The organism is Flavobacterium sp. GNP008, assembly GCF_056428965.1.
Genome location: NZ_JBWJVL010000057.1, coordinates 1 through 240, shown reverse-complemented (window position 1 = coordinate 240; position 240 = coordinate 1). Strand labels below are relative to the sequence as shown.

1 protein-coding gene is annotated in these 240 nt (G+C 62.9%); it reads left to right on the top strand.

The window, feature by feature from the left end:
• A partial coding sequence (locus tag AC0608_RS13865; protein WP_478289489.1) for an efflux RND transporter permease subunit occupies window positions 1-240 on the top strand: 240 nt, incomplete at both ends.

Below are 240 nucleotides of genomic sequence, written 5' to 3'. Positions count from 1 at the left end.
CCATCGGCCTGGCCGTGGCGATGCGCGACGGTGGCGACATCCTGGTGCTGGGCAAGGCCCTTGAAGGCGAGTTCGCACGGCTGCAAAAGAACCTTCCGGCCGGGATGGAGCTGCGCAAGGTGTCGGATCAGCCGGCAGCAGTGAAAACCAGTGTCGGCGAATTCGTCCAGGTGCTCGCCGAAGCATTGGCCATTGTGCTGCTGGTGAGTTTCTTCTCCCTGGGAATACGCACCGGCATGG